Consider the following 5,557-nt stretch of genomic DNA (forward strand, 5'->3'; position numbering starts at 1 on the left):
CCACGAAGCGGCGGTTTTACTTGTATCAGGATCTCCATTGGAAAATTTATTGTACACTTTTACGCCGCCTATCAATCCTACGACTGCACCAATGGCATAAATGAGTTTAGTGGCGGGGTCAAAGTAAGAGGTAATCATTTGTGTGGCTTCGTTGATACCACCCACGCCGTTACCTTGGGCAAATAGGACAGTTGATGCGAGGGTACAGCTCCCTAATAAGACTGTTTTAAATACATTTTGTTTTGCCATTTTTTATTGTTTTATGAATTTTTGGCAAATGTATAAGTACCCTCTCAACGGGTTATATTCTTGGCTTGTTTTGGAATTTGCTGGCGGGGAATGGCTGATTTATAGGGAGTTTTTTGTATTTTTGTGAATAATTAAACTAAATAAATGGGATATCATATTATAAATTTAATAGATGGCAAATTAGAGCATAGATATGTTAACTCTTACGATGATCTATGTTATGAAAATACTATAACAGATGACACCATTATTTATCAAGGAGAAGAACAATGGAAGCCTTGTAAAGTATCAGAAAGCGACTTATACAAGTCTTTTGCTAGTGATAACTTTAGAGTAGGTATGAAGGCTCAGCAATTGTTTAAAAAGCAAGCAAACGATTATGGTCTAATTTTGGAGGAATTGGATCAAAAGCAAGAGAGTTTTAGGAGTTATACTAGCAATGTTGATAAACTTATTAAGCGAGGTGATTTTTTAGTAAGGAACTTTGGTAATATTGAGATAGATGTTAAATGTAGAGCTTTTAAGAGGCCTTATGAAAAAGAGAACGAAGAATTTATTTTCTTTGATATTTTAGATTTTGAAAAACATCTAAATATGCAATCCTTTACCAAGACTCCGATATTGATTGCTGTTTACGAAAGGGATAACGATAATTTAAGCGAAGTTAAAGGTGATAAAGTATATTTCATTTCTATAGATGAAATTGAAAGAAATAAGGCTTTGTTTAAGAAATTTAGGAAGCAGTTTAAAATACCTGTAGAATACCTCAATGTAGGATTTGAGTATGTGGAGCAAGTATTTAAAACTATTTAAAGATAAGAAATAATGGAAAAAAATAATATCTATTTTTATAAAGGAAAAGAAAATATATTTGAAAAAGAAAATAAAGACTCTTTTAAAAAAATTCAAGAAGCATTTTTAAAAGTACTAGACAATAAAAACTTATCATTTTTATTAGGTAGTGGTTGTTCTTCTTATGAAAAATTAAAAGAAGGGGAATCTTCTTCAGATGAAAGTCAAGAAGATATACAATCCGAAGAATCTAATGAGGTGGGATCTTCTTCAAATGAAGATATGAAGAGTAAACAAAAAGAGACAATATCTAAAGATGATGATGAAAAACAAATAGGAATTCCTGTTATGGTTCCTATGGCAAACAAATTTTATGAATCTAATGACTTTTCAGAAGATAAGGAGTGGTTAAAAACAGAGTTAGATATTGATGTTGAATCTGATAAACATGACTTTAAGAAGAATCTTGAATCATTTCTGTCCACACTGCATAGTTTATCTTTTTATTATTCAAAAATTCATATTGAAAGTGATAAAAAAGAAGAAAATAATGAAACTAAAAAGGCTGATAGAATAAACGAAATTATAGTTAAAACTCGAAATTTTATTCTAAAAAAATGTCTAAATGAAGAGAATATAAGGGAAGAAAAGGATAGAGAATTGGTTGATATTTATAAAACATTTTACAAAAAATTATTAACCCGAAACCCAACCTTGCCAAGATTAAATATTTTCACTACTAATTATGACTTATATTCAGAAAGAGCTATGGACTCTTTAGGAATTCACTATGTAAATGGTTTTACAGGAGGGGTTAGTAAATATTTTAATCCCACTATATTTAACTATGCACTTGCTGAAAAAATGGATTTATCTCAATCAAAGTGGAGCGTTATTGATAATTTTTTCTACTTGTATAAAATTCATGGTTCCGTAAATTGGATTGAAGCCGATAGTAAAGAAAAGTTATTCAAAGTAAAAGAAATTCAAGATCCAACTTTCGATAAATTAAAAGAAGAACAGACAATAATGATTCATCCTACACCTTTAAAATACAATGCGAGTCTTGGGAGCCCTTATTCTGATTTATTTAGAGAATTCCAAAAAAAACTAATGCAAAATAATAATATCTTAGTAACTATAGGATACAGTTTTAGTGATGAGCATATAAATAATCTTATCTTTCAAGCCTTCACAATACCTTCATTTAGGTTAATTGTTATAGGAGAGCCAAAAGACTGGAATGCTATAGGAAAATTAAAAGAGTTAGATGACCCAAGAATATGGATTATAGGAGGAACAGATGATAAAGAAATTCCACTTCATTATTTCAAAAGGTTTGTAGAAGAAACCTTACCCGATTTGACTAATGAAGATTTATATGAAAAAATGGAAAAAACTCTAAAAGAATTACCGAGATGTTAAAAGAAGATAAACAAAGAATAATAGGCAAAGTTGTAGCTATAAATTCTGATAGATTTTCTGTTGAGTTATTAAGTGGGCTTGATAATTTTAATGTGAACGGCTATGATGATATTCATTATTTTGCTCAGTTGAATAGTTATGTAATCATTCCATATCAAAATTATTACATTGTAGCAGAGGTTTCAGGAGTTAGAGAAAAAGATTTAAATGTTCCTTTTTCAAACCCTACCGAACAGATTTTGAGTAAAATTCAAGCAGGAAAGTTTTTAGAAGTAATCCCAATAGGTACTATTAAAGATAATCAATTTGATTTTGGAGTAAGTATTTATCCTACATTATATTCTGATGTTCTTTATATTAGAGAACAAGAACTTGATACTATTTTTAAAACAAACTCAAATATAATAAAGAATTGTCAAGGAGAAGAAAACTGTAAAAAAGGAAAATGTGAATGTAAAAATAGATATATTTCATTACCGATTGGAAAGTCAATTATCTTTCCTGATTATGAAGTGAAAATTGATATCGATCGATTTTTTGGAAGTCACTCGGCAGTATTAGGAAATACAGGAAGTGGAAAATCCTGTACTATAGCTTCTATGTTACAAACACTCTATAAGTTTGAAGAATATAGTGCTACTGGAAGTACATTTATATTTTTTGATGTAAATGGTGAGTATCGTCAAGCATTTGAAAAGTTAGATGAAAATGAAGATATACAAGTAATTAATTTATCTATTGATTCAGATGACGACAATGATTCTAAATTCAAACTTCCTCATTGGTTTTTAAATATTGATGAATGGGCTTTGTTGCTAAGGGCAAGTGAAAAATCTCAATTGCCTATTTTAAGGAATGCTTTAGGATTTACTCAAAATCTATCGGAAGAAGTCTTAAGTCATATTTATGCTTGTAATATAATGTATGTTTATGAAAACTGGGAAAGTCCTGTAGCAAAGAGACAAAAAATAAAATCCTTAGTAGATAAAGCTAAATTAAATATTAATTATTCAAATTTAAGTCCAAAATTTGGTAATTTTCAAAATGAAAATGAAGAGAATGACTTTAAAGATTCAGTAACAGGATATATAAAAGAAGATATTATAATTGATTTAAAATTTGATTCTGAATTTTTTGAATTTAAAGATTTAGAACAAGCTATTGAAAGTGCTATATTATATGAAGAATACCATGGTAATAAACAGATACGAGATTACTGCTCCTCGATGATTACACGCTTTAAAAGTATTAAAGATAGAGAAGATTTTAAATTCATGACTGAGAGTGCTGAAGATAAAAAAGTTGATGATTATATAAATACTCTTTTAGGTATAGAAGATGATAATGAGGCAAAGGTCAAAAAAAATCAAGTAATTATTATTGATTTAAATTCAGCAAATGATGAAACAGTTGAAGTTATATCTTGTGTTCTTTCAAGATTAATCTTTGAAAAATTAAAAACTGCAAAAAACAGAAATAAATATCCTGTTAACTTAGTTTTAGAAGAGGCTCATAGATATATCTCAACAGAAACAGGTAAAGTTTTTGGAGATGCTAATAGAATTTTTGAAAGAATAGCGAAAGAAGGTAGAAAGTACGGAATGTTCTTATTAGTTTCATCACAAAGACCGAGTGAACTATCGAAAACTGTACTCTCGCAATGTAGTAATTTTATAGTCCATAGAATACAGAATCCCGAAGATCTATCTCACATTAGACAAATTACTCCTCATATTTCAGAAACGGTATTAAAAAGGCTTCCTTCTATACCAACACAACATGCTCTGATATTTGGACATTCTGTAAATCTTCCAACAACATTTAAAGTCAATAACGCTAATCCTAAACCTAAGAGTGACAATAATGATATTAGCAAAAATTGGTTTAAAAACAAAGGATTTGAGGTGGATTTTATATAACTACTCTCACACAAAATCCCCAATATCAAAATCCTCTTTACCTTTTGTAGGAGGACTTTTTAAATCCCTATCTAATAGTTCAGAAACTCGTTGTCTAGCTTGTGGCAACACCTTTTCAATTTCGTTTAGTAATTCGGTATCACTGAGTTTTTTGGCAATTGAGGTAGCCTGTTGCTCTTCCTCTTTATCCAATTCTTTCTTTGTGAACAAAGGCTCTACCTGTGCTAATTCCTCAAAAGATAGTCCCGTAGCAAAATCATCGTCCTCTTCGGGAGTACGCATCGCTCGGAGGTCCTCTTCCTCGTCTTCATTGAGTTCTTTACTGAATATCGCTTCTAAATCCTCATCAGGAATTTGTGCAGGAATAGAGTTTTTTTTGAGCTCTGGTTGTGCCTTTATTGATTCTTGGCTTGAGGGTAATGACTCCTTAGTTTTTCGTACTGATTCATCAACTTTGGGAGCAACAAATTTACTCTTACCTATTACAGTATAAGACTCTTTCTCTTTGGACTTTAGAGGATTGCTACTTTGGGGAGTAGAATTTTTACTTTTGGGTTTTAAAAAAATTCTTTCCCATAATAGAAAGAATATGATGATAAACAACAGGATAATAATCATCTTTTCCATAACTTAAAATATTGGTTTATATTTATCTTTAAACGCTTTTTTAATTTCTTTTTCATAGCGATTAAAATGGTCTTCTAACAGGTTATCGAGATAGTTATAAATGGATATTTTGTCCTCTCCAATTATCTGTACAATTTGTACAATCCTACGATGAAATTCAGGACGGATATATACTGACTTTCCATTTCTTGCTGAAGTTTCTCCAGAACTGAAAAATAAACTTTCATAGGTTTCTATATCAGTCTTCTTAACCTTTGTTGGTTTTTGTTCGGATTCGGGTATATTTTCAGGTTCAGATTCTTGGGGAGCTTTATCTAAAACAATATCTTCAGTGATTGGCTCCGATGTTCTAACCGAATCTTTAACAACTGACGCCTCCTCTTTTTTTCCTGCCATTAGCTCCATTAACTCGCTTTCGTTGATGGGGTTTCTTCTCTTTCTCATACTTCTATTATTTTTACAAATTCCTTAATAAAGTCGTCCAAATGACAACCACTCATTAGTCGTTCGTCTGCGGGCATCAAAGTAGAACGAAATACATACTT

The 5,557-nt window shown here is 30.5% G+C and carries 6 protein-coding genes; 3 read left to right on the plus strand and 3 right to left on the minus strand.

Annotation, left to right across the window (positions count from 1 at the left end; translation table 11 throughout):
* A partial coding sequence (locus tag VQ048_RS11625) for a DUF4134 domain-containing protein (RefSeq protein ID WP_327611839.1) occupies positions 1–249 on the minus strand: 249 nt, incomplete at its 3' end.
* Between the two features lie 144 nt (positions 250–393).
* On the opposite strand from VQ048_RS11625, the gene VQ048_RS11630 reads away from it, so the two are divergent.
* From VQ048_RS11630 to VQ048_RS11640, 3 genes are read left to right on the plus strand one after another with little or no spacing between them, the layout of a single operon-like run.
* Entirely contained in the window at positions 394–1,062 is a 669-nt protein-coding gene (locus tag VQ048_RS11630; RefSeq protein WP_327611840.1) for a hypothetical protein, read from the plus strand.
* Positions 1,063–1,074: 12 nt separating this feature from the next.
* Positions 1,075–2,466, plus strand: coding sequence for an SIR2 family protein (locus tag VQ048_RS11635; protein WP_327611841.1), 1,392 nt, complete (start codon positions 1,075–1,077; stop codon positions 2,464–2,466).
* Positions 2,460–4,385 carry an ATP-binding protein gene (locus VQ048_RS11640; RefSeq protein ID WP_327611842.1) on the plus strand — a complete coding sequence of 642 codons (1,926 nt, stop codon included), beginning with the start codon at positions 2,460–2,462 and terminating at the stop codon, positions 4,383–4,385. The genes VQ048_RS11635 and VQ048_RS11640 overlap by 7 nt, the downstream gene beginning before the upstream one ends.
* 6 nt (positions 4,386–4,391) lie before the next feature.
* On the opposite strand, the gene VQ048_RS11645 is transcribed toward VQ048_RS11640, so the two are convergent.
* Together VQ048_RS11645 and VQ048_RS11650 are read right to left on the minus strand one after the other, a co-directional pair.
* Positions 4,392–5,012: a hypothetical protein gene (locus tag VQ048_RS11645; RefSeq protein ID WP_327611844.1), complete on the minus strand. Its 621-nt coding sequence runs from the start codon at positions 5,010–5,012 to the stop codon at positions 4,392–4,394.
* Positions 5,013–5,015: 3 nt separating this feature from the next.
* Positions 5,016–5,456 carry a DUF3408 domain-containing protein gene (locus VQ048_RS11650; RefSeq protein WP_327611845.1) on the minus strand — a complete coding sequence of 147 codons (441 nt, stop codon included), beginning with the start codon at positions 5,454–5,456 and terminating at the stop codon, positions 5,016–5,018.
* Positions 5,457–5,557: the final 101 nt, after the last annotated feature.

This window comes from Bergeyella anatis (assembly GCF_036016955.1).
Classification (GTDB): domain Bacteria; phylum Bacteroidota; class Bacteroidia; order Flavobacteriales; family Weeksellaceae; genus JAYWXI01.

Coding starts and splice junctions, on each gene's coding strand:
- VQ048_RS11650 (WP_327611845.1), bottom strand. CDS start 5,456: ATGAGAAAGAGAAGAAACCCCATCAACGAAAGCGAGTTAATGGAGCTA.
- VQ048_RS11645 (WP_327611844.1), bottom strand. CDS start 5,012: ATGGAAAAGATGATTATTATCCTGTTGTTTATCATCATATTCTTTCTA.
- VQ048_RS11640 (WP_327611842.1), top strand. CDS start 2,460: ATGTTAAAAGAAGATAAACAAAGAATAATAGGCAAAGTTGTAGCTATA.
- VQ048_RS11630 (WP_327611840.1), top strand. CDS start 394: ATGGGATATCATATTATAAATTTAATAGATGGCAAATTAGAGCATAGA.
- VQ048_RS11635 (WP_327611841.1), top strand. CDS start 1,075: ATGGAAAAAAATAATATCTATTTTTATAAAGGAAAAGAAAATATATTT.